The organism is Flavobacterium algoritolerans, assembly GCF_030010385.1.
Taxonomy (GTDB): domain Bacteria; phylum Bacteroidota; class Bacteroidia; order Flavobacteriales; family Flavobacteriaceae; genus Flavobacterium; species Flavobacterium algoritolerans.
Map to the genome: position 1 here is coordinate 116933 of NZ_JASCRZ010000007.1, position 22960 is coordinate 139892.

The 22960-nt window shown below is 31.8% G+C and carries 16 protein-coding genes; 12 read left to right on the forward strand and 4 right to left on the reverse strand.

Going from position 1 to position 22960, the window contains the following annotated elements:
• Positions 1 to 15: 15 nt before the first annotated feature.
• Positions 16 to 726 (reverse strand): 16S rRNA (uracil(1498)-N(3))-methyltransferase, encoded by a 711-nt coding sequence (locus QLS65_RS14150; protein WP_282718459.1) that lies wholly within the window; start codon positions 724 to 726, stop codon positions 16 to 18.
• Positions 727 to 729: 3 nt separating this feature from the next.
• Positions 730 to 1752: a tRNA (adenosine(37)-N6)-threonylcarbamoyltransferase complex transferase subunit TsaD gene (tsaD, locus tag QLS65_RS14155; protein WP_121343302.1), complete on the reverse strand. Its 1023-nt coding sequence runs from the start codon at positions 1750 to 1752 to the stop codon at positions 730 to 732.
• Positions 1753 to 1977: 225 nt separating this feature from the next.
• Here tsaD and QLS65_RS14160 point away from each other — a divergent pair, with 225 nt between their 5' ends.
• From QLS65_RS14160 to QLS65_RS14175, 4 genes are all read left to right on the forward strand, one after another.
• Entirely contained in the window at positions 1978 to 6384 is a 4407-nt protein-coding gene (locus QLS65_RS14160; protein WP_282718460.1) for a translocation/assembly module TamB domain-containing protein, read from the forward strand.
• Between the two features lie 383 nt (positions 6385 to 6767).
• On the forward strand, positions 6768 to 7754 hold the full coding sequence (gene pfkA / locus QLS65_RS14165) for a 6-phosphofructokinase (RefSeq protein ID WP_099715673.1): 987 nt from the start codon (positions 6768 to 6770) through the stop codon (positions 7752 to 7754).
• 74 nt (positions 7755 to 7828) lie between these two features.
• A complete protein-coding gene (gene gap, locus QLS65_RS14170) occupies positions 7829 to 8833 on the forward strand; it encodes a type I glyceraldehyde-3-phosphate dehydrogenase (RefSeq protein WP_099715672.1) in 1005 nt (334 codons plus the stop codon).
• A gap of 137 nt (positions 8834 to 8970) precedes the next feature.
• Entirely contained in the window at positions 8971 to 9822 is an 852-nt protein-coding gene (locus tag QLS65_RS14175) for an N-acetylglucosamine kinase (RefSeq protein ID WP_099715671.1), read from the forward strand.
• A gap of 25 nt (positions 9823 to 9847) precedes the next feature.
• On the opposite strand, the gene QLS65_RS14180 is transcribed toward QLS65_RS14175, so the two are convergent.
• Together QLS65_RS14180 and QLS65_RS14185 are read right to left on the reverse strand one after the other, a co-directional pair.
• Positions 9848 to 10228 (reverse strand): Rid family detoxifying hydrolase, encoded by a 381-nt coding sequence (locus QLS65_RS14180; protein ID WP_099715670.1) that lies wholly within the window; start codon positions 10226 to 10228, stop codon positions 9848 to 9850.
• Between the two features lie 41 nt (positions 10229 to 10269).
• A complete protein-coding gene (locus QLS65_RS14185) occupies positions 10270 to 13017 on the reverse strand; it encodes a putative LPS assembly protein LptD (protein ID WP_282712707.1) in 2748 nt (915 codons plus the stop codon).
• Between the two features lie 83 nt (positions 13018 to 13100).
• Here QLS65_RS14185 and QLS65_RS14190 point away from each other — a divergent pair, with 83 nt between their 5' ends.
• The 8 genes from QLS65_RS14190 to QLS65_RS14225 all read left to right on the forward strand — a co-directional run bounded on the left by QLS65_RS14190 (position 13101) and on the right by QLS65_RS14225 (position 22879).
• Entirely contained in the window at positions 13101 to 14270 is a 1170-nt protein-coding gene (locus tag QLS65_RS14190) for an N-acetylmuramoyl-L-alanine amidase family protein (RefSeq protein WP_282712706.1), read from the forward strand.
• A gap of 49 nt (positions 14271 to 14319) precedes the next feature.
• A complete protein-coding gene (locus tag QLS65_RS14195) occupies positions 14320 to 15489 on the forward strand; it encodes an N-acetylmuramoyl-L-alanine amidase family protein (protein ID WP_282718461.1) in 1170 nt (389 codons plus the stop codon).
• Positions 15490 to 15539: 50 nt separating this feature from the next.
• The gene (locus QLS65_RS14200) at positions 15540 to 16505 is read left to right on the forward strand and encodes an MlaD family protein (RefSeq protein ID WP_282718462.1); all 966 of its coding nucleotides are present in this window, start codon (positions 15540 to 15542) and stop codon (positions 16503 to 16505) included.
• A gap of 5 nt (positions 16506 to 16510) precedes the next feature.
• Positions 16511 to 17842: a 4Fe-4S dicluster domain-containing protein gene (locus QLS65_RS14205; RefSeq protein ID WP_282712703.1), complete on the forward strand. Its 1332-nt coding sequence runs from the start codon at positions 16511 to 16513 to the stop codon at positions 17840 to 17842.
• Positions 17843 to 17945: 103 nt separating this feature from the next.
• Positions 17946 to 18737 carry a (Fe-S)-binding protein gene (locus QLS65_RS14210; RefSeq protein WP_099715666.1) on the forward strand — a complete coding sequence of 264 codons (792 nt, stop codon included), beginning with the start codon at positions 17946 to 17948 and terminating at the stop codon, positions 18735 to 18737.
• A gap of 2 nt (positions 18738 to 18739) precedes the next feature.
• A complete protein-coding gene (locus QLS65_RS14215; RefSeq protein WP_099715665.1) occupies positions 18740 to 19348 on the forward strand; it encodes a hypothetical protein in 609 nt (202 codons plus the stop codon).
• A 38-nt stretch (positions 19349 to 19386) separates the two neighbouring features.
• Positions 19387 to 19869, forward strand: coding sequence for an ABC transporter ATPase (locus tag QLS65_RS14220; RefSeq protein WP_099715664.1), 483 nt, complete (start codon positions 19387 to 19389; stop codon positions 19867 to 19869).
• 13 nt (positions 19870 to 19882) lie between these two features.
• The gene (locus QLS65_RS14225; protein ID WP_282718463.1) at positions 19883 to 22879 is read left to right on the forward strand and encodes a serine hydrolase domain-containing protein; all 2997 of its coding nucleotides are present in this window, start codon (positions 19883 to 19885) and stop codon (positions 22877 to 22879) included.
• Positions 22880 to 22960 lie beyond the last annotated feature (81 nt).

Sequence of the window (22960 nt, forward strand, 5' to 3'; positions counted from 1 at the left end):
GCATAAAATCAGTTATTATTCTTCTTCATTGACAAAAACTACGCTATGGCAGGCAACAATTGCAGCGGTTTCAGTCCTTAATCTGGTATTTCCTAATGAAACTGGGATAAAGTTATTTTCAAGAGCTAAAGTAATTTCTTTTTCGGAAAAATCACCTTCCGGACCTATGAGTAGCGTTATATTTTCATTGGGTTTCAAAACTGATTTCAGTGTTCTTTTATCCGTTTCTTCGCAATGTGCAATCAGTTTTAAACCTTCTCTTTCAAGTTTAATGAATTCTTTGAAGGTTATGGCATTATTTAATTTTGGTAAATACAATTCATTAGATTGCTTCATGGCAGCCAACAAAATTTTATCAAATCGTTCATTATTGATGACTTTTCGCTCAGAATGATCACAAATGATAGGCGTGATTTCATGTATGCCTATTTCGGTTGCTTTTTCAAGAAACCATTCGTAACGATCATTCATTTTAGTAGGCGCTACGGCTAAATGCAAATGAAATTTTGTGGCTGGTGCTTTTTCGAAAGAAAGGATTTTAACCGTGCATTTGCTATCCGAAGCTAATGTGATTTCTGTTTTAAATAAAAAACCCAAGCCATTGGTTACAAATAATATATCAGTATCTTTCTTTCGTAATACTTTAATAATATGTTTGCTTTCTTCTTTATCAAAAGAAAAAGTTTTGGTAGATTCTGTAATATTTGGATTGTAAAATAATTGCATAATTTATAATTGTATTCTTGCTTTAGAAACAACAGAAGAAGTTTCAAATTTTTGCGATAAAAACTTTTGATAACCTACAATTCCAATCATTGCAGCATTATCGGTAGTGTATTCAAATTTAGGAATAAAGGTTTTCCAACCGTATTTATTCTCTGTTTCTTTTAATGTGTTTCGAATTCCAGAATTTGCAGAAACTCCTCCGCCGATAGCGATTTGTTTTATTCCAGTTTCCTTTACTGCCAATTTTATTTTGTCCATTAAAATTTCAATAATCGTATGTTGAATGGATGCGCAAATATCATTGAGGTTTTCGTCAACAAAATTGGGGTTTTCTAATTTTTTCTTTTGAATAAAATACAGAATAGCTGTTTTTAAACCCGAAAAGCTGAAATCCAATCCTGGGACTTTTGGTTTAGTAAATGCAAAAGCTTTTGGATTTCCTAATTGTGCATATTTGTCAATTAAAGGACCGCCAGGATAGGGAAGACCCAGTATTTTTGCACTTTTATCAAAAGCTTCGCCAACCGCATCATCAGTGGTTTCTCCAATTACGGTCATTTCAAAATAGTTGTCCACTTTTATAATTTGAGTGTGTCCTCCGCTTATGGTCAACGCCAAAAAAGGGAAAGTAGGTTTTTCATATCCTTCTTCATCTATAAAATGAGCTAAAACGTGCGCCTGCATGTGGTTTACAGCAATCAATGGAACTTTCAAGGCCAAAGCAATTGATTTTGCAAATGAGCTTCCTACTAAAAGCGACCCCATCAGTCCAGGACCTTGTGTAAAGGCAATTGCCGATAGCTGTTCTTTTTGTATATTTGCATTACGAAGCGCGGCATCGATTACCGGAACTATGTTTTGTTGGTGCGCGCGAGAGGCCAGTTCAGGAACCACGCCGCCATATTGATTGTGTATAAGCTGATTTGCAACAACATTTGACAACACTTTATCGTTTTGTAAAATAGCAGCAGCGGTATCGTCACAGGAACTTTCGATGGCAAGAATAAAAACCTCGGAATTTTGCATAAAAAGGCACAGATTTTGAATTACATTTGACAAGTCGATTGTAAAAATCGTTTTGTAGCAGCCAAAATTAAAGAATTTTTATTTAAGGTGCTTCCGTTTCCAAAGGCAAAATGAAATATTAGAAAATTTAAATTATATATAGGTATCAAAAAAATTAAAAAAATAGTATTTCGTTCTCTGCTTGGACTAATCCTACTTTTGTTGGTACTCGGTATTACTCTCACCATGCCATTTGTTCAAACAAAAATTGCTCAATATTTTACAAATAGCATTAATAAAGATTTTGGCACTAATATTAATATTGATGAAGTTGCCATTTCAGTTTTTGGAGGTGTAAAGTTTAAAAAAGTATTGATTCGTGATCATCATAAAGATACTTTAATTTATGCCAATAGAATTTCAACCACTATTTTAGAAGGTAAAAAAATGCTCGATGGAGATTTAATCTTTGATGATTTAGATTTACATGGGCTACTTTTTAATTTGAGAACGTACAAAAACGAAAAACAATCCAATCTCGATAAGTTTATTGCAGCTTTTGAAACTGGAAAGCCATCAACCAAGAAATTTTTATTAAAAGTAAATACTTTAAAAATTTATGATGGTCATTTTATTTTGACTGATGACAATCGTGAGAATCCTAAGGATTTAGATTTTACTAAACTGAATGCTTCAGTAACTGATTTCAAAATATACGGTCCGGATGTTACCACAATGATTAATAGAATGTCGTTTTTGGATTTCCGTGGTTTGTATGTTAAAAATTTAAGTTCCAAATTCAGTTATTCGAAAAAGAATATAAAACTGGAAAATCTTGATTTGTTGACCAAAGAATCAACGCTGAAAGGAACTGTTTTATTAAAATATAAAATTGAAGATTTTTCTAATTTTACCGATAAAGTTCAGTTTGATATAAAATTAGATGCAGCATCAATTGCTTCAAATGACATTCGTTATTTTTATAAAGAATTAGGCAAAAACCAACATTTTTATACCAAAGCAAGTATAAAAGGGACTTTAAATGATTTAAGATTTAAAAATTTAAAATTAGTTGATGACCGTAAAACGCGAATCAATGGTGATATCAATTTTAAAAATTTGTTTGCCAAAAAAGGACAAAAATTTTCGATGTATGCCAAATTTGATAAGCTTACTTCCAGCTATGATGATTTAATTGTTATACTTCCCAATATTCTAGGAAATAAATTACCTACTTCTTTAAAAAAATTAGGAAGATTTACCGCTGTAGGAACTTCTAATGTTTCAACTACTGCAGTTGAAGCTGATTTTTCTATGATTACCGCATTGGGAAAAGTGACTTCTAATTTAGCAATACAAAATATTGATGTAATCGATAAGGCTTCCTATTTAGGGAATGTTATTTTAGAAAATTTTGATATTGGGACATTATTTGATCAAAAAGAGCTAGGTAGTGTAAGTTTGAATATTGATGTCGACGGAAAAGGTTTTAAACGGGAATATCTTAACACCGCAATAAAAGGAGATATTAGTCAAATCGATTATAAAAACTATAATTATACCAATATTGTTGTCAATGGAACGCTTAAAAGTCCTAATTATAAAGGTCAAATATCTGTAAATGACCCTAATTTGAGTATGACTTTTGATGGTTTATTGGATTTAAGTAAAAAAGACAGCCGATATGATTTTCATATTAATGTTGAAAACGCCGATTTAACTAAATTGAAATTAGTAAAAGATTCTGTTTCTATTTTCAAAGGGGACGTTGTGGTGGAAGCTTCGGGAAATAATATAGAGAATTTTCAAGGAAATGTTTACATTAATAAAACGTCTTATCAAAATACTAAGGGAATTTACAACTTTGATGATTTTACAATAATTTCCAGTTTTGACCAGAACAGAATCCGAACCATAACAGTAAATTCTCCGGATATTGTTGAAGGTGAAATTGTAGGTAAATATGAATTCAATCAGTTGGAGAATTTAGTAAAAAATTCTTTGGGAAGTCTTTACACAAATTTCAAACCTAGTAAGGTAAAAAAAGGGCAGTTTCTTAAATTCAATTTCTCAATTTATAATAAAATCATCGAAATATTTTATCCTGATATTTCAATCGGTTCTAATACTATAGTTAAAGGAAATATAAACTCTGATAATCAAGAATTTAAACTTAATTTTAATTCGCCTCAAATAGTAGCTTCCGATAATACATTTGATAATATCCGAGTTACGGTAGATAATAAAAATCCACTTTATAATGCTTACATTGAATTGGATAGCATAAAAACGAAATATTATAAAATTCGTGATTTTAGTGTGATAAATGTGACCATGAAAGATACTTTGTTCTTTCGTTCAGAATTTAAAGGCGGTTCAAAAGGGGAAGATTATTATAATCTGAATTTATATCATACCATCAATAAAGACAATAATAACGTTGTTGGAATCAGCAAATCAGAAGTTAAATTCAAGGACTATCTTTGGTTTTTGAATGAAAATGAAACGCCAAATAATCAGATTGTCTTTGATAAATCATTTAAGAATTTTGACATTGACAATATAATATTGTCGCATGAAAATCAATCTATTTCGTTAATGGGTGCTTTTAAAGGCTCTAATGTCAAGGATTTGAAATTGAGCTTTAAAGATGTAGATTTAAACCAAATTACGCCCTTCAATAATAAATTTGTTGCACATGGTAATATAAATGGCGAGGTGAATTTTAAGCAAAATAATAATGTTTATCAGCCTACATCTTCCATAGTAATCGATAATTTGAATGTCAATAAAACAGATTTAGGTACTTTGAATTTTGAAATTGAAGGGGATGAAAGCCTTAGAAAGTTTACCATAAATTCTAATTTAGAAAATAAAAATTTCGAATCTTTTAATGCCAATGGAAGCTTTGAAATAGTTAACAAAGAAACCATTCTGGATTTAAAACTAAAATTCGAAAAGTTTAACATTGCAACTCTTAACTCGCTTGGCGGGGAGGTTTTATCAAATATTAGAGGTTCTATTTCCGGTAATGCCACGATTGAAGGAAATCTTAAAAAACCGAATATTAATGGGCGTTTATTTTTGGACGATGCTGGTATAACGATTCCGTATTTGAATGTTGATTATGCATTGAGCAACAATACTATTATTGACCTTACCGATGAGAAATTTCTGTTTAGAAATAATACCCTTACGGATACAAAATACGGAACGATAGGGAAATTGAACGGAAGTATTGAACATAATAATTTTGCAGATTGGAAGCTGGATTTAGCCATTAATTCCAAGAGGCTTTTAGCGTTAGACACTCAAGATAGTGAAGATGCTGCTTATTATGGAACTGCTTTTATTGACGGTATAGCCACTATAAAAGGTCCAACAAATTCTTTGTTTATAAAAGTTGATGCAAAATCTGAAAAAGGAACAGCTGTAAAAATCCCTATTAATAATGCCGAAAGCGTAAGTGATAATGTTTTTCTACATTTTGTGACCGCTCAAGAAAAATACAATCTAGAAAATGGAATTACGGATAATTCCAGAAACTACAACGGACTGGAATTAGAGTTTGATTTAGATATTACACCAGATGCTGAAGTAGAAGTAATTTTGGATCGAAATACTGGTCATGGAATGAAAGGGAAAGGTTTTGGATCTTTATTGTTTAAAATAAATACTTTAGGAAAATTCAATATGTGGGGGGATTTCCAAGCGTATGAGGGAACCTATAATTTTAAATATGGAGGACTTATTGATAAGAAATTTGCTGTTAGAAAAGGTGGTTCTATTTCTTGGGAAGGAAATCCGATGAGAGCACAATTAAACCTTGAAGCGGTATATAAAACTACAGCAAATCCTGCTGTATTGCTAGATAATTCATCGTTTAACACTAAAGTTCCTGTTGAAGTAGTGATTGGTATTCGAGGCGATTTGACGAGTCCAGAACCTGATTTTAATATTGAATTCCCAACAGTAAGTAATGTTTTGAAATCAGAAATTCAATATAAATTAAACGATAAGGATGTAAGACAAACTCAAGCTTTGTATTTATTATCATCTGGTGGTTTTTTAAGTCCGGAAGGAGTAAGTCAATCTGATTTTTCAGGAAGTTTATTCGAGACAGCTTCTAGTATACTTGGTGGAATCATACAATCGGATGATGAGAAATTTAAAGTAGGTCTTAATTTTATTGGCGCCGACAGAAGAATAGGAAAAGAGACTGACGGACGATTTGTAGCTACAATTTCATCAAAAATTAATGAAAGAATTACTATCAATGGAAAACTAGGAGTTCCTTTTGGAGGGATTAATGAATCAGCAATCGTAGGTGATGTTGAAGTTTTGTATAGAGTAAATGAAGACGGAACACTTAATTTACGTCTTTTTAATAAAGAGAATGATATTAATTATATAGGTCAAGGAATTGGATATACACAAGGTTTAGGGGTTTCTTATGAGGTCGATTTTGATACTTTTAAAGAGCTAGTCAATAAAATTTTTAAAAATCTAAAAATAGACCGAGCTACTGTTCCTGTTGCCGAAGATCAAGATTCTGATATGTCTCCGGATTATATTAATTTTTCTAAATCAAAAAAATCCGTTCCCAAAAAGATCAAGAAAAATCAAGAAGGCTTGCTTCCTGAGGAAAACTAATAGTTGGTCTTTTTGAATACAAAAACTACGAATTCTGAATAAAAATGCATTTTAATGATGCTGGCGATTAATATTTCGAACAGTCATCGCTGCATAAAATCATAATTATTTTTTAAAGTTTACAGAAGAAAACTCTCTTTTTGTATCTTAGTAACAAATAGTTAATGTATTGTCTTGATTTTTAATCAAAAAACAAGCGAATTGTTAATTATCAAATAAAAATCGATTATTTTTCAATTTTGTTAAATAAAATCCTTTTTATTTTGTTTTTCCAAAAACTTATCAACGAAAACGTTTGAATTTGGAATGGTTTACTAATTTATTAAAAACACAGCTTTAAAAGTGCTGAATGTTTGCTAATTTTACACTTTAATACTTAAATAATGCCAAAAACAATAAAAAAAGTTGGCGTTCTAACTTCGGGAGGAGACTCACCAGGAATGAATGCAGCTATTCGATCAGTTGTTCGAACATGTGCTTATCATAATATAGAATGCATAGGGATTTATAGAGGATATCAAGGAATGATTGAAGGAGACTTCAAAGAAATGGGACCTCGAAGTGTAAACAACATTGTAAATAAAGGAGGGACGATTCTTAAATCGGCTCGATCTTTAGAATTTAAAACTCCAGAAGGAAGAAAAAAAGCACACGAAAATCTTACTAAAGCAGGAATTGATGCTTTAGTGGTAATAGGAGGTGACGGAACTTTTACCGGAGGTTTATTATTCAATACCGAATTTAATTTTCCAGTAATGGGAATCCCAGGAACTATTGATAATGATATTTTTGGGACGAGTCATACTTTAGGGTACGATACTGCTTTAAATACTGTAGTTGATGTAATTGATAAAATTAGAGATACTGCAAGTTCTCACAACCGATTATTCTTTGTAGAAGTAATGGGAAGAGACGCTGGGCATATCGCTTTGAATGCAGGTATTGGTGCAGGAGCCGAAGAAATTTTAATTCCTGAAGAAGATTTAGGTTTAGACCGATTATTAGAGTCACTGCAAAAAAGTAAAGCTTCAGGAAAATCCTCTAGTATAGTTGTTATTGCTGAAGGAGATAAAATTGGGAAAAATGTATTCGAATTAAAAGATTATGTTGAAGCCAATTTGCCTGAATATGATGTTAGAGTTTCAGTTTTAGGTCACATGCAGCGAGGTGGCTCCCCATCTTGTTTTGACAGAGTCTTAGCCAGTAGATTAGGTGTAAAAGCCGTTGAATCTTTATTGGAAGGCAAGTCAAATTATATGGTTGGATTGCAAAATGATAAAGTAGCGTTAACGCCTTTAGAACAAGCAATTAAAGGAAAAACAATGATTGATAGAGAATTATTGAGAGTTTCAGACATTATGTCTACATAAGTGGTTAAAGTTTATTGTGAGGAAATTAGACTTTAGGTTGAGTTAATAAAAATAAACAAAAAAATTAAAGTAAAATGTCAAAAGTAAAATTAGGAATAAACGGATTTGGAAGAATTGGAAGAATTGTTTTCAGAGAATCTTTCAACAGAGATAATGTAGAAGTTGTAGCAATCAATGATTTATTAGATGTAGATCACTTAGCTTACTTATTAAAATATGATTCAGTTCACGGTCGTTTCAATGGAACTGTTGAAGTTACTGATGGAAAACTTTTTGTAAACGGAAAAAACATTCGTATTACTGCTGAAAGAAATCCTGCAGATTTAAAATGGAATGAAGTTGATGTTGATGTAGTTGCTGAATGTACTGGTTTCTTTACAACTATTGAAACTGCAAACGAGCACATCAAAGGTGGTGCAAAAAAAGTAATTATTTCAGCTCCTTCTGCTGATGCTCCAATGTTTGTAATGGGAGTAAACCATGAAGAAGCTTTAGCAACTGATATGGTTGTTTCTAATGCATCTTGTACTACTAACTGTTTAGCTCCATTAGCTAAAGTTATCAATGATAATTTTGGAATTGTTGAAGCGTTGATGACTACTGTTCACGCAACAACTTCAACTCAAATGACTACTGATGGTCCTTCTAGAAAAGACTGGAGAGGTGGACGTGCTGCTTCATGCAACATCATCCCATCTTCTACAGGTGCTGCTAAAGCAGTAGGAAAAGTTATTCCTTCATTGAACGGGAAATTAACAGGTATGTCAATGCGTGTTCCTACAACTGATGTTTCTGTAGTTGATTTAACTGTTAAAGTTGAAAAAGAAACTACTTACGAAGAAATTATGGCTGTATTGAAAAATGCTTCTGAAACTACAATGAAAGGTATTTTAGGATATACTGAAGATTTAGTTGTTTCTCAAGATTTCGTTTCTGATTCAAGAACATCTATCATTGATGCTAATGCAGGAATTGGATTGAACTCTACTTTTTTCAAAATCATCTCTTGGTATGATAATGAATATGGTTATTCTAGCAAATTAATTGATTTATCTGTACATATTGCAGGTTTAAAATAATTCTTTATATTTACAAATCCCGTTATATTATATTTAACGGGATTTTATTTTTTGTTTACTTTTTTGAATGTAAATTTTATACTGCACACATTTTAAACTAGAAAAACGAAACACAAAAACCAAAAAAACCAAAAAAAATGAGATTATTAGTTGATAGTGGTTCTACTAAAGCCGATTGGATTGCGATAGATGATGCCGGAAAAGTATTGTTCACCACACAAACATTAGGATTAAATCCAGAAATTCTAGATGGAGATGAAATTATTGAACGTCTAAATGATCGTTTTGATATATTGCAAAATAAAAAAGAGGCCACTCATTTATTTTTCTATGGCGCAGGCTGTGGAACTGATAGAATGAAAATTTCACTTTCACAAATTTTTCAAAACTATTTTCCTAACGCAATTATTGTAGTTGAAGAGGATACTTATGCTGCAGTTTACGCTACTACACCTAAAGGCGAAAAAGCTATTGTCAGCATATTAGGAACCGGATCTAACTGTAGTTATTTTGATGGAAAAGAATTGCACCAAAAAGTACAATCATTAGGATATATCGTTATGGATGATTGTAGCGGTAATGTTTTTGGAAAAGAATTAATCAGAAAGTATTATTTCAATAAAATGCCAAAAGAATTGGCAGTAGAATTTGAGAAAGAATACGATTTAGATCCTGATGCTATTAAAAGTAAATTATACAAAGAAGCAAATCCTAATGCTTACTTAGCAACATTTGCAAAGTTCTTAATTCAACATAAAGACACTGAGTTCTGTAGAAAAATAATTTTAAAAGGAATGAAATCTTTTGTAAAAAATTATATTAAACAATTTGATAATTGCAAGGAAGTACCTGTTCACTTTGTGGGATCTATTGCGTTTTATTTGAAAGATGAATTGCAAGAGACTTTCGATAAATATGAATTACAATTAGGTAATGTACTTAGAAGACCAATTGATGGACTTATTGCGTATCATATTGCAAACAAATAAAAATTTCAATGATTGCAATACTTAACTAAAGTATTGCAATCATTGAAATTTCAACATTTACATTTTTTGGCAAACAAGCCACTTGAACCGTTTCACGAGCTGGAGCGGTTTTTTCGTTAAAATAAGAACCATAAACGGTATTTATTTTTCCAAAATCATTCATATCCATGATGAATATGGTTGTTTTTACAACATTTTCAAATGACATTCCTGCTGCTTCAAGTACGGCTTTCATGTTTTGCATTACTTGCTCGGTTTCCGCTTCAATAGTTTCCGTAGTCAATTCTCCAGTTGCAGGATTAATTGCAATCTGACCAGAGGTATATAGCGTATTTCCTTTAAGAACAGCTTGGTTATATGGCCCGATTGGTGCCGGAGCATTTTCTGTAAAAATTATCTTTTTCATAAAACAATTGTTTTTTATATAGTAAAAAGTTTAAGAATCAATTATCGGTTTATGGTACTTCGCTTATCCCATTTGATATCACTAAGAACACCAGATTTTATTCCGATAAAGAAACCCCAATTTGCATTTGTTCCAAATGGAGACCAGTTGAAATCCATTCTCCAACTCAATAAATCCCTCTCAAAACGAAGCTGTGTGAAAGTAACTCCTTTTTGTACAAAATCATAACCTGTAGATACACCGGCTTTCCATTTTGGAGTTATATCAGCATTTGCTGAAATCATTATGGAATTACCAATAATTTTATTTTCTCGATTGTTATTTCCGTATGTCAGGGAATAAGCAAATGTCATGTCCCAAGGCAACTTTGAATTGAAAAATTCTGAGATTTTATCTTCGCCTTCGTCTTCATCCTCTTCATCAAATTGACTTCTTCGGCTGTCACCTAAATCAGTATTTGTCCCAAATAAATCATCTTCACGACCACCATTTCGTTGACTTTGGGTATTCTTGTCCTTATCGGTTTTGTCTTTGCCCTGGCTCGAAATAGAGTAATTTAAAGTCATATTTGAGCTTGTCATTCTAAAAAGACTTCCGCCATTATCAATGTTGAATACATTTATTCGGTTTCCTGAATTGTCAATAGCATAAGGGTCTAATGTAGCTCCAAAATTGACATTCATTTTATTGTCTAATAATGTTGTACCACCGCTAACTCTTATTGGAGCAAAAGCAAGTGTAGTTACGCCATCTGCATCAAGATTATAACTAGTGGAAAGGTTCAAGTTATTAAGCAGCATTATTTTTTTAGGTTCCACTTTGGTGCTGTCTTTGTCTGTAACTTTTGCTTCAAAAGTATTACTCAAATCAAAACCTAACGTATTGGAATTATTTAATCCCGGAGCACCAAAAATTCCACTTTCAAATCTGGAATATTGTTTCATTGTTCCGCTAGCGTCTGAAGCATAGGTGTCGTAGTATTTTTCAAAACTAGGTGTATAACCATACGATACAGATGGTCTCATGACGTGTCTTATCGATTTGATTTTTTTGTCATTACCAAAATTAAAAGTTCCATATATAGTTGTTCCTACACTGGATGAAAAGGAGTACGTTCTAAAAGCGTCAAATCCATTTATGGTTTTATCAACAACTTTACTTTGGTCAACATCATAACTTCTTTCAATTGTTTTGGTATACCAAATTTCCTCGTAGTTCATGGAAGTAGAGGCACTGAAATATTTAAATAATTTAAAATTGGTGCTTAATGGAATGCTGTGTTGAAAACCAACTTTTGCATCTCTAAACATTTGTGGTTTAAAGAATAAGGAGTCAGTAGTTACGATACTATTTCTACCGTTTAAATTGTATTGTAAATTGATGTTTTTGAAAAAACCTTTCTTCACTCCATCTTTACTTACAAAAGGATAAATCCTGTCAACACTCAATTGTAGTGTTGGCAAAGTCATATTGATTTCTTCTGTTTGTGTATTTTGAGAGTGTGTTGCGGTCAAAGACATTCTGACTTGTGGAACCGAAGTAAATGTTTTTGAATACGATATAGAGGAACTTAATGTATTATTAAGATTCGAACCAATATTAACCTGATTGATGGATTGCTTGAAGTATTTACTGCTTCCAAGATTCACAGAAGCTGAAAAACTGGAATTAGGATTTGATTTAGAATCTTTGGAATGAGACCATTGAATGTTATAAATATTTTGTTTCAAATAATCAGGATATCCTCTTTCACTGGTGATTAAATTTTCGAATCGAATGTTTAAGTTTCCTCTATAATTATATCTTTTGGCATAACTGGATTCAAAACGCAAACCATAACTTCCATTAGTATAATAATCTCCCAAAACGGTTAAATCATAATTGTCGCTCAACGCAAAATAATATCCTAAATTTTGAAGAGAAAATCCACGGTTGTTGGAGTCGTTATAGCTGGGTAAAATCAATCCTGAAATGCTGGTTTCTTTACTCATTGGAAAAAAAGCAAACGGTAAAGCTATAGGAGTAGGAACATTTGCAATGACCATATTAGTCAATCCGGTAACTACTTTTTTGCCCGGAATAAATTTTACTTTGTTGGTTTGGAAATAATATTCAGGGTTGTCAACATCTTTTGAAGTGGTAAAACGAGCTCCTTTTAAAAAATAAACAGAGTCATTTTCTTTTTTTGTTATAGAAGCTTTAATTTTAAATTCTCCTTGATCTGATCTTGAATTCCATATTAAAGCTTTTTTTGTTTTAAAATTAAAACGAATAGAATCTGGTTCTACTACATTTGCGCCTTGCTTGAAATTTGGGTATTGAGTATAAGCACCAGTGGAGTCTTTAATACGGCCCGCATAGACTTCGTTTTTCTCATAATCCATTACGATTATACCAGATTTCAATTCGACATCTTGATAATACAGTTCTGCTTTATCATACAATGTGATGAGCTTTTTCTTTTGGTCAATTTTAGCATATTGATCTGCTTTGTATTTAACCTTTCCATCAAGAAACGCTTTTTGAGGCTTTACACTGTCTTTTTTTATGGAGTCAGTTTCTTTTTTAACAGTTAAGGAAGCAGTATTTTTTTTACTAGTATCTAAATTGGTGGTGTCTGCTTGTTTTATTGCGGATATAGCCGTCTTTTTTTTTGTTATATCTTGAGAATATAATTTACCACATCCTAACGATAGGAAAAATGATAATAAAACGATATTAAATAAGTTTGTATGCAAAGGTTTAAATGCTATTTTTGTAAAATTATGGCCTGTTTTTTGACATGTCAAACTTACATATAATTTTTTGTCAAAAATAGCCAAATAAAAAATTTTATGAGGGTGGTGTTTTAATTAAATTAACTTTTGGATTTATGCGTATTACATATAAAATAAAAATAATATTAACTTTTATTTTGACGATAATTTCTTTATCGAGTTTTAGTCAATCCAATATTTTCAAGGTGACATTAGATGCGGGTCATGGAGCACACGATTTTGGGGCCGTTTATGAAGGACGTGTGGAAAAAAATATTGCCTTGGCAGTAGTTTTGAAAGTTGGAAAAATATTAGAGTCTACAAAACAAATGGATGTCAATTACACCCGAAAAACAGATGTGTTTATTGATTTGATTGAAAGAGCCAATATTGCCAATAGATTTAACGCTAATATCTTTGTTTCGATTCATTGTAATGCCAATAGAAATACCGCTGCTGATGGTACTGAGACTTATGTAATGGGTTTGAGTAAAGTTGCATCAAATCTTGAGGCTGCTAAAAAAGAGAACTCTGTAATCACATTAGAGAAAGATTACAAACAAAAATACGAAGGATTTGATCCAAACTCTCCGGAGACTATGATAGGAATGACTTTGATGCAGGAAGAATATTTAGATAATAGTATTTCATTGGCAAGTAAAGTAGAGGACTCTTTTGCAGATTTAGGAAAAAAAATAAGAGGAGGAGGCGTTAAACAAGCACCTTTTATGGTACTTCATAAGGCTTACATGCCTAGAGTATTAATCGAAATGGGATTTATCTCGAATTCTATTGAAGGAAATATATTAAATTCTGAAGACGGTCAAAATGAAATTGCCAAAGCTATCGCTGATGCAATTATCAGTTATAAAAAAGAATATTTTGGCAATGGTGAAACTGAAATTTTTGAAGAGTTGCCTTCGCAAAAAATCAACGAAAAACCTATAAGAGATACAGTTTCTCCTGCTAAACCTAAAATGATTCCACAAGCCGCAGCAGAATCATCACAAGTAAAAAAAACGGTTGATAATGCTAAGCCTTTATTCAAAGTGCAACTTTCAGCCAGTAGTAAAAGATTAGATTTAGTTCCAAGAAATTTTAATGGACTTAAAAATATTTCTGTAGCCTATGAAAACAGGGTTTACAAATATATGTATGGTGAAACCTCAGATTATGATGAAGCAAAAAAGCAACTAAGCGAGGCGAAAGAAAAAGGATATAATTCTGCGTTTTTGATTGCATTTAAAAATGGAGAGAAAGTTAATATCCAAGACGTAATTAAATAGTAATAGCTTATCTTTTTTATATTAAATTTGTAAAAAAAATACTTATATTTTGAAAATAAACAGAGGATTCAAAACCACAATTTTAGCGCTATTTCTATTTTTCTGCTCAAATACTTTTTCTCAATCCAATCAAAAGTTTACGGTTATTTTAGATGCGGGTCACGGAGGTAAAGATCCGGGGAATTCTTATCATGGCTTTGTTGAAAAAGAAATTGCTCTTAAAACGACTTTGAAATTAGAAAAATACCTCAAAAAAGATAATAATATTCAAGTTGTTTATACCAGAAAATCAGATGTTTTTATAGAATTAAAGGATAGACCAAAAAAAGCAAATAGTATCGATGCTAATTTATTTGTTTCTATCCATTGTAATTCTGTTGATAACCCAATTCCCTTTGGGACAGAGACTTTTGTAATGGGTTTGGCAAGAAGTAAAGGTAATTTAGAAATTGCTAAACAAGAAAATTCGGTGATATTACTGGAGAAAGATTACAAGCAAACCTACAAAGGTTTTGATCCTAAGAATCCTGAAACCTTGATTGGATTAAAAATTCTGCAAGAAGATTATTTAGATCGAAGCATAAATCTGGCTTCAAAAATTGAGAGTAATTTTAAAAATAAATTACATCGAAAATCAAGAGGTATAAAACAGACTCCGCTATGGGTTTTGGATGCGGCTTATATGCCAAGTGTATTGATTGAATTGGGTTTTTTATCCAATAGCGAAGAAGGTCTTTATTTAAATTCAGAGGAAGGACAAAATAATATGGCAGAAGCTATTGCATCAGCGATTATTGCTTACAAGAAAGAATATTTTGGAACGCCATCCAATGATGATTATGAAGAGCTGCCATCTAAAAAAGTAGCCGAAGATGAGATAAAAGATACTTCAAAGAGTACTAAATCAAAACGAATTATAGAAAAACAAGTTTCGCAAAAGCAAGAGTCGAAAACACAAAATTCTGATGTAGTTTTTAAAGTTCAATTTGCCGCCGGAAATAAAAATATTAAATTAAATCCTTCAAATTTTAAAGGATTAAAAAATGTTTCGATGACAACAAGCAATGGATCTTTGTATAAGTATGCATATGGCTTAACATCAGACTATAACACTGCAAAAGAGGATTTGAAAGTTGTGAAATCCAAAGGATATACTTCAGCGTATATAATTGCAATTAAAGATGGAAAGAATATTAGTATTCAAGAAGCACTTAAATAATTACAACAAGTCAAATATTTTATATTAAATTTGTAAAAAATACTTAAATTTTGAAAATAACACGAGAAATTAAAACTGCTATTTTAGTAATTGCATCTATTTTATTATTTATCTGGGGCTACAGTTTTTTGAAAGGAAGAGACCTTTTTACCAATTACAAAACATTTTATGTCGAATATAAAAGTGTAGAAGGTTTAGCCACATCTGCGCCGGTTACACTAAACGGATTAGTTATTGGTAAAGTTAGCAGTATCACAATTGATGAAAACACAGGTGTATTATTAGTTGAATTACAATTAAAAACTGATTTTCCAATTTCTAAATCGAGTACAGCTTCTATTTATGAGCCAGGATTTATTGGAGGAAAACAAATTGCAATTATTCCTAATTTTGATGATAAAACATTAGCTGTTGATGGTCAAAAATTACAAGGCGGAGTAAAATTAGGACTAACAGATAAAGTTGGAGATCAATTAGCACCACTTCAAGAAAAATTAGAAAAGTTATTGGGAAGTACTGAAAAATTAATTTCAGGATTGAATAATGTTTTAGACGAAAAAGGTCAGCAGGATTTAAAACTTACTTTAGCGGAATTGAGCAAGACTATTGAGCAATTTCATAAAGCTTCTTTAAGCGTTAATACATTATTAGATGCTAACAAAACTCAAATCAATGGAGTTGTTACTAATTTTAATAAAATATCCGGAAATTTTTCTAAAATATCTGATTCGCTGAATAAAGCTGATTTGGGTAAAACGGTTAAAAATCTAAATGCAACTTTAGCCAGAGTCGATGGTATTATGACTGGTTTAGAATCTGGTAAAGGTTCTATGGGGAAATTATTGAACGATGAAGCTTTCTACCAAAATATTAAAAGTTCCACAAAAGAATTAGAATTATTATTGCAAGATGTTCGACTTTACCCAACTAGATATGTAAATATTTCTTTGTTTGGAAAGAAAAACAAGCCTTATGTTGCTCCTGTAAACGATTCTATACCTAATGTAAAAAATTAGCAATTATGAGCTATTTAGACAATATTTTATTTGCCATTCTATTGGTAATTGGTTTTGGATATTTTTTCAACAGTGTTAAAAAAATTAGAAGGAATATCAATCTTGGAACCGATGTAAATCGTTCAGATAATCCCAAAGCACGATGGACTAATATGGCCATGATTGCTCTTGGTCAATCTAAAATGGTGAAAAGACCTATTGCAGGAATATTGCATATCGTTGTTTATGTTGGTTTTATAATTATAAACATCGAATTATTAGAAATTATTATTGACGGACTTTTTGGGACGCATCGTGTTTTTGCTTTTTTAGGAACTACGTATGATGTACTGATTGCTTCTTTCGAAATTTTGGCTCTTTTAGTTTTAGTTGCCGTTTCCATTTTTTGGATTAGAAGAAATGCTATCAAATTGAAAAGATTTGTAAGCTCTGATTTAAAAGACTGGCCTAAAAATGATGCAAACTATATTTTGTATTTTGAGGTAGTTTTAATGACATTATTTTTATTGATGAATGCTTCTGATTTGCATTTGCAGAATGTCCCTGGAGGATTCTCTCATTTTATAAAAGCAGGTTCATTTCCAATAAGCCAATTTATTGAACCATTATTTAATGGAATGTCAAATGAATTAGTAATGCTTCTTTCTGAAATATTTTGGTGGTTGCATATTACCGGGATTTTGATTTTCATGAACTATCTTTATTTTTCTAAACATTTACATATACTGTTAGCGTTTCCAAATACGTATTTTGCGAATCTAAATCCTCAAGGACAATTTGACAATTTAGAATCCGTTACCAAGGAAGTAAAACTAATGATGGATCCAAATGCTGATCCTTTTGCAGCAGCACCAGTAGATGAAAATGCAGTTCCAAGTAAATTTGGAGCCAGTGACGTTCAGGATTTAAATTGGGTTCAGTTATTGAATGCTTATACCTGTACCGAATGTGGTCGTTGTACTTCATCTTGTCCTGCGAATATAACCGGGAAAAAATTGTCTCCACGTAAAATCATGATGGATACAAGAGATCGATTGGAAGAAGTAGGAAGAAATATTGATGCTAATAAAGGTATTTTTATTCCGGATAATAAAACATTATTGAACGATTATATCACTCCTGAAGAACTTTGGGCATGTACATCATGTAATGCGTGTGTAGAGGAATGTCCTGTAAATATTAGTCCGCTTTCAATTATCATGGATATGAGACGCTATTTAGTAATGGAGCAGAGTGCTGCACCAATGCCAATTAATGCGATGATGACTAATATAGAGAATAATGGTGCGCCATGGCAATACAATCAGCAAGATCGATTGAATTGGAAAAACGAATAGTCGTTAAACCGTTTAATTGGTTATTTGTTTAACGAATAACCGATTTATAAATTAAGAATTTGTGATTAATCAAATAAGCAAATAACCGAATCAACAAAATAGTATGTCAGAGAATTTAATAGTGCCAACTATGGCCGAAATGTTAGCTCAAGGGAAACAACCAGAAGTTTTATTTTGGGTAGGTTGTGCTGGAAGTTTTGACGATAGAGCAAAGAAAATAACGAAGGCATTTGTTCGAATTTTAAATCGTGCCAATGTTCCTTTTGCCGTTTTGGGTACTGAAGAAAGTTGTACCGGTGATCCTGCAAAAAGAGCTGGAAATGAGTTTTTGTTTCAAATGCAAGCCATGATGAATATCGAGGTTTTGAATGCATACGAAGCAAAAAAAATTGTTACTGCTTGTCCGCATTGTTTCAATACTTTAAAAAATGAATACCCAGAATTAGGCGGAAAATATGAAGTTGTTCATCATACTGAGTTTTTAAAATCGTTGTTAGACGACGGAAGATTAACCATTGAAGGAGGACAATTTAAAGGAAAACGAATTACTTTTCATGACCCTTGCTATTTAGGAAGAGCCAATAATGTGTATGAAGCACCAAGAGATTTGATTCTTAAATTGGATGCTGAATTAGTAGAAATGAAGCGTTCTAAAGCTAACGGTTTATGTTGTGGTGCCGGTGGTGCCCAAATGTTTAAAGATGCTGAACCTGGAAACAAGGAAGTCAACATTGAAAGAACCGAAGATGCATTAGAAACAAAACCAGAAATTATTGCTGCGGGTTGTCCTTTTTGTAATACCATGATGACTGACGGTATTAAAAACAAAGAAAAGGAAGGCGAAGTAAAAGTTATGGATATTGCTGAATTAATTGCTAATGCACAAGATTTGTAATTATGAAAAAAATATTTTTTATTCTAATTGTACTTTGCAATTCAGTGTCATATTCTCAGGATATTTTTGATGTTATTGGAAAAGAAACTTGTGAATGTTTAAATGCAAAAAAGATAGATTATTTTAAGATGAATAAAAAGGAGATGCAGACCCAAGTTGGAGTGTGTATGATACAAAGTTATTCTTCTCATCTTTCAGAATTTAAACCGGAAGATAAAATAAGTTTTGATGATGAAAAAGGAATGCAAAACTTAGGAGAAAAAGTAGCAATGAAAATGATGGTTAGTTGTCCCGAAATTATTATGGAAATGGGCAAAAGATCTATTGATGAAGATGATTCTATAGAGGAAGTAAAAGAGATTGCTTTTATTGAAGGTGAAGTAACCGAAATAAAAACCGAACAATTTATCACACTTCAGGTAAAAGATAAAAATGGAAGAAATTTTAGTTTTCTGTTATTAGATTACTTTGAAACAGCCTCTTTATTAACTAATAATGAGATTAATAAAAAAGATAGTATAAAAGTGAGTTATACTGAAATTGAACTCTTTGATCCAAAAAATAAAGAATTTAGATATTTTAAAGTTATAACTGATTTAGCAAAAAAGTAAATTTTTAATTTTCTGAAAATCTAGAAAAAAATAATATTATGTACGTTCCATTTGAAAATTTACCCGAAGAATCCAGAATCTGGATTTATCAATCAAACAGAAAATTTTCGGATGCCGAGTTTTCTGAAATAGAAACTGCTTTGCAATCCTTTCTTGAAGGTTGGGCTGCACACGGTACCAGTTTAGAATCATCGTATCAATTAAAATACAACCGATTTATCATTATTGCCGTAAATCAGGATGTACAAGCAGCTACAGGTTGTTCTATAGATTCATCTGTGGAATTTATTCAAAGTTTAGAACAAAAATACACGGTTGATTTATTGGATAAAATGAATGTTACTTTCAAACTTGGAGAGCATATAGCCCACAAGCCTTTGATTGATTTCAAGAAAATGGTAAAAGATAAAGCGGTTACTGAAAACACTATAGTTTTCAATAATTTAGTTAATAATATAGAAGAATACAATGAATCTTGGGAAGTTCCTGCCATCGATAGCTGGCATAGTCGCTTTTTTTAAACAAAACAGTTCAATGAGAAAAATAGGCATCAAAATTGTTTTATTTTATGTCTTAATTTTCTTTGTTGCTTCAAGTTGTGTTGGGACAAAAATTAATAAGAATAAAGTAATTGTAGCCAACATTCCGTCCAAAATTGAAAATTTGGACAGTATCAAATCGAGTAATACACCCACACTTTTTGAATTATCTCCTGAAGGAAATAAATGGGTTGATAGTGTTTACAATGCTATGACTTTAGAGGAGAAATTTGGGCAATTATTTATGGTTGCCGCTTATTCTAATAAAGATACTGTACACTTCAAGGGCATTGATAAACTGATTCAGGAAAGCAAAATTGGAGGATTGATTTTCTTTCAAGGTGGTCCTGTTCGTCAAGTTAAATTATCCAATCGTTTTCAATCGAAGTCAAAAATCCCTTTGTTTATTGGTTGTGATGCTGAGTGGGGATTGAGCATGCGATTGGATTCTACCTATCGTTATCCTTGGAATATGACACTCGGAGCCATCCAGGACATGAAATTGTTGGAGAAAGTTGGCCTTCAGATGGGAAAACAAAGCAAGCGATTGGGTTTGCAATTTAACTTTGCTCCAGTTCTGGATATCAATACAAATCCCAGAAATCCTATAATAGGTTTTCGCTCTTTTGGCGAAGATAAATTCAAAGTTACAGAACGCGCCATTGCTTTAATGAAAGGGGTTCAGAGTCAAGGAATCTTTTCTACAGGAAAGCATTTTCCTGGTCATGGAGATACTGAAACGGATTCACATAAAGGATTACCAACAATTAATTTTTCGAAAGAAAGATTAATGGATGTAGAGTTTTATCCGTATAAAAAAATGTTTCATGAAGGACTTTCGTCTGTTATGGTGGCGCATTTAAACGTTCCCAGTTTAGAGTCAAGACCTAATTATCCTTCATCGATTTCCTATAATGTGGTTACTGATATTCTTCAAAAAGAATTAGGATTCAAAGGACTTATTTTTACCGATGCTTTGAATATGAAAAGTGTAAGTAACTTTAAATTACCAAGCGAAATTAATTTTGAAGCTTTTATGGCTGGAAATGATGTGTTGTTATTTCCTGAAGATGTTCCTTCAGCAATTGAAAAATTTAAGCTGGCGTATTCAGCTAATTTATTTTCTGAAGAAAGATTGGCTTTTTCGGTAAAGAAAATTTTGAAATTTAAATACAAAGCAGGTTTAAACTCTTATAAACCTATTGCAACAGAAAATTTATATAACGATTTAAACTCATCTGAAAATGATGCTTTACAATATGAGTTGTATGAAAACGCAGTTACTGTTCTAAAAAATACGGCTGCTGTTTTACCAATAAAAAATTTGGACAAACAAAAAATAGCCTATGTAAAAATAGGAGATGACAGTAATGATGCTTTTGTTTCGACTTTAAAAAAATACGCTGACGTAACTGTAGTTGCAGATACTAATTTAGATAGTTTGCAAGTAAAATTGCAAGGGTTTACAACTGTAATCATTGGATATCATAAATCAGATGTTGCTTTTAGAAACGATGATTTAAAATCTAATGAATTGTTTAAAATCAATTTTTTAGCTAAAAACAATAATGTAATTCTGGATGTTTTTGCAAAACCGTATTCGTTATTATCCATTACAAATTTTGATGATTTCGAAGGATTGGTTGTTTCCTATCAAAACAGTACGATTGCACAAATAGTTTCTGCAGAACTAATTTTTGGAGCGATTGAAGCCAAAGGAAAATTACCGGTTTCTATCAATACAAGCTTCAAAGTAAATGATGGCTTAGCAACTGAAAAATTAAATCGTTTAGGATTCACAACTCCTGAAAATGTGGCAATGAATGCTGAAATTTTATCCAAAATTGATGCCATTGCCAATAAAGCGATTAATGGCAAAATGACGCCTGGAATTCAAGTTTTGGTAGCTAGAAAAGGTAAAGTTATTTATCAAAAATCATTCGGGCACCATACTTATGATAAAACGATTAAAGTTCAAGATTCAGATATTTATGATGTTGCTTCATTGACAAAAATTCTGGCTACGTTGCCGAATGTTATGTTGCAATACGATCAGCAAAAAATAAATCTGGAAACTACATTAGGAACCATGTCTCCTATTTTTAAAGATTCCAATAAAGCCAATATTAATTTTAAAGATTTATTGTCTCATTACGCCGGACTTGCCGCTGGAATTCCATTTTATAAAGCGACAATGGATAAATCTAAATTTCCTTCGGAAGTTTATTTTAGAAAAACATCCGAAGAGCAGTTTTCTAAACGAATGACAGACAGTCTTTTTATAAGAAATGATTTTAGCGACACCATTATGAAAATGATTGTTAAGAGCAAGCTTTCCTTGAAAAAAGAATACAAGTACAGCGATCTTACTTTTATGATTTTGAAAGATTATTTAGAAAAAACAACGGGTAAAACATTAGATATTTTGATTCAGGAGAATTTCTATCGCTCACTCGGAATGAATAATTCCAGTTTCAATCCGTTAGGGAAATTTGATAAAAACAGAATTCCACCAACAGAAACAGATACGTATTTCCGTCATCAGCTTTTACAAGGATATGTCAACGATTTATCTGCGGCTTTAGAAGGCGGAGTTTCCGGGCATGCCGGTGTTTTTTCGAACGCTATGGATGTGGCTAAAATAATGGAGCTTTACTTGCAAAAAGGAAATTATGGAAATCAGCAGTATTTTTCTGAAAAGACATTTGAAGATTTCAATACGTGTTATTTTTGTGCGGCAGGAAATAGGAGAGGTGTAGGTTTTGATAAACCACAATTAGGTGCTGAAGGCCCTACGTGCGGTTGCGCTTCGATGACTAGTTTTGGTCATACCGGTTACACAGGAACAATGGCTTGGGCTGATCCCGAAACGCAAATTGTTTATGTGTTTTTATCGAATAGAACTTTTCCAATAGCAGGTGAAAATAGATTATCCAAAGAAAACATTCGGGAAGATATCCAAAAGGTGATTTATGAAGCGATTATAAATTAAGCTTACTTTGACGGAATAATAAAATAGTTCAAATGAAATTATAGACAATTTCATTTGGACTATTTTTTTGTTAAAATGATT

What these genes read in the sequence shown, in the direction of transcription:
- QLS65_RS14150 (WP_282718459.1), bottom strand. Translation starts at nt 726, where the DNA reads ATGCAATTATTTTACAATCCAAATATTACAGAATCTACCAAAACTTTT.
- tsaD (WP_121343302.1), bottom strand. Translation starts at nt 1,752, where the DNA reads ATGCAAAATTCCGAGGTTTTTATTCTTGCCATCGAAAGTTCCTGTGAC.
- QLS65_RS14160 (WP_282718460.1), top strand. Translation starts at nt 1,978, where the DNA reads ATGCCATTTGTTCAAACAAAAATTGCTCAATATTTTACAAATAGCATT.
- pfkA (WP_099715673.1), top strand. Translation starts at nt 6,768, where the DNA reads ATGCCAAAAACAATAAAAAAAGTTGGCGTTCTAACTTCGGGAGGAGAC.
- gap (WP_099715672.1), top strand. Translation starts at nt 7,829, where the DNA reads ATGTCAAAAGTAAAATTAGGAATAAACGGATTTGGAAGAATTGGAAGA.
- QLS65_RS14175 (WP_099715671.1), top strand. Translation starts at nt 8,971, where the DNA reads ATGAGATTATTAGTTGATAGTGGTTCTACTAAAGCCGATTGGATTGCG.
- QLS65_RS14180 (WP_099715670.1), bottom strand. Translation starts at nt 10,228, where the DNA reads ATGAAAAAGATAATTTTTACAGAAAATGCTCCGGCACCAATCGGGCCA.
- QLS65_RS14190 (WP_282712706.1), top strand. Translation starts at nt 13,101, where the DNA reads ATGCGTATTACATATAAAATAAAAATAATATTAACTTTTATTTTGACG.
- QLS65_RS14205 (WP_282712703.1), top strand. Translation starts at nt 16,511, where the DNA reads ATGAGCTATTTAGACAATATTTTATTTGCCATTCTATTGGTAATTGGT.
- QLS65_RS14210 (WP_099715666.1), top strand. Translation starts at nt 17,946, where the DNA reads ATGTCAGAGAATTTAATAGTGCCAACTATGGCCGAAATGTTAGCTCAA.
- QLS65_RS14215 (WP_099715665.1), top strand. Translation starts at nt 18,740, where the DNA reads ATGAAAAAAATATTTTTTATTCTAATTGTACTTTGCAATTCAGTGTCA.
- QLS65_RS14220 (WP_099715664.1), top strand. Translation starts at nt 19,387, where the DNA reads ATGTACGTTCCATTTGAAAATTTACCCGAAGAATCCAGAATCTGGATT.
- QLS65_RS14225 (WP_282718463.1), top strand. Translation starts at nt 19,883, where the DNA reads ATGAGAAAAATAGGCATCAAAATTGTTTTATTTTATGTCTTAATTTTC.